We start from the raw sequence: 1,625 nt of genomic DNA, 5'->3' as shown, positions 1-1,625 counted from the left end.
GGTCGAGCGGCGGGAAGTCGAAGTCCGGCGGCAGCTGGAACGGCGGGATCGTGGGGTCGAGTTCGGGTTTGGGGTCGAGCGGCGGGAAGTCGAAGTCCGGCGGCAGCTGGAACGGCGGGATCGTGGGGTCGAATTCGGGGTCCGGGGTCAGCGGCGGGAAGTCGAAGTCCGGCGGCAGCTGGAACGGCGGGATCGTGGGGTCGAATTCGGGGTCGGGGGTCAGCGGCGGCAGCTGGAAGTCCGGCGGCAGCTGGATGACGGGCGGCACGAGCGGCGCGGGCTCGGGGTCCGGGTCGAGTTCCGGCAGCGCGAGGTCCAGCGGCAGGTGGAGGCCGTGCTCCGGCAGCGGTAGCGGCGGCGGCGGAGGCGGCGGTGGCTCCTCCTCGGCGTCCGGGGTGAGGTCGGCGGGGGTGAGCTGGATCGGCGCCAGGTCGGCCGGGGTGAGGTCGGCGGGCGGCAGCGGGGCCGTCGGCTCGTGGTCCGGCAGTTCCGGCAGCTCCGGGGTCAGGTCGGCGGGCGAGATCAGGCTGCCGAGGCCGCCGGTGCCGATGCCGGACTTGGACAGGCGTACGCCGAGGGCGGTGGGCCCGGCGCCGGCCGAGGCGTCGGCGAGGCCGCGCAACTGGTCGGTCTCGTCGGGGGTGAGGCCGTACTGGGCGGCGACGGCGTCCGGATTGGCCCGTGCGTGCCGGGCGAACTCCGGGTCCACCGCCATCCTGGCGATGAGATCGCGGAACTGGGACATCGGAGGCTCCCTTTCGATGGGAGGACGTTCGTGCGGGGGCGTTGGTGCGGGGGCGTTGGTGCCGGGGCGTTGCGAGGTGACTTCACGCTAGGTCCGCTAGGGGACTGCGCACATCGCGGCGAGTACGTAACTTCTGCACCGAGGGTGCTGCGTACCGACCCGGAGAGGGGAGGCGTCGTGGACCGACGACAGGCCGCGGAGCTGCTGCGGGAGCGCACGGGCCGATCGCTGGCGCCCCGTCTCGTGGAGCAGCTTCTGCGGCGTACGGACGCGGACCCGACAGTGCTGGCGGCGATCGCCGATCAGGTCGACGGCGACGGCGACGGGCTGTACCGGGTGCCGCTGCGCTGGCCCGAGGAACTGGCCGAGCCGGTGCGCGCGGCGCTGCGGTCACTGGAGCCGGGCGCGCGCGAGACGGTGACCGCGGCCGCCGTGATCGGGCGCGAGTTCGACCTGTCCATCCTGGAGGGCGTCTGTCCCGACCTGGACGTGCTGAGCGGGCTGGACGACGCCGCCGCGGCCGGGCTGGTCCGCGAACAGGGCCCCCAGGTGTACGGCTTCGTGCGCGCGCTCGACCGCGAGGTCTGCTACGACACGCTCGGCGGGCGCTCCCGCGCGGCGCTGCACGAGCGGGTCGCCGGGGTGCTGGCCCGGCTGGGTGCGCTCGGCGGGACGCGGGCGGCGACCCTGCCGGAGCTGGCGCATCACACCGCCGAGGCGGCGGCGCTGGGCGGGGCCGCGCGGCTGGACGCCGCGGTCGCCGCGTCGGCCACGGCGGCGGCCGCCGCGGACGAGGAGGGCGTCTACGACCTGGCCGCGGGCTACTTCGCGCAGGCCGCACTCTTCGCCGGGCGGGCCGGGTGGACGCCGGCGCAGGCCG

General features: G+C 75.7%; 1 protein-coding gene and 1 pseudogene. One reads left to right on the top strand and one right to left on the bottom strand.

Going from position 1 to position 1,625, the window contains the following annotated elements:
- Nucleotides 1–745: pseudogene (locus tag F9C41_RS40510) on the bottom strand (hypothetical protein); the annotation flags it as partial.
- A 177-nt stretch (nucleotides 746–922) separates the two neighbouring features.
- Between F9C41_RS40510 and F9C41_RS40505 the strand changes: the two are divergent.
- Nucleotides 923–1,625, top strand: a 703-nt coding sequence (locus F9C41_RS40505) for a hypothetical protein (RefSeq protein WP_230690392.1), incomplete at its 3' end; no start/stop codon positions are given.

It is taken from the genome of Catellatospora paridis (assembly GCF_009720365.1).
GTDB classification, from domain to species: domain Bacteria; phylum Actinomycetota; class Actinomycetes; order Mycobacteriales; family Micromonosporaceae; genus Catellatospora; species Catellatospora paridis.
This window is presented reverse-complemented; position numbering and strand designations above follow the sequence as displayed.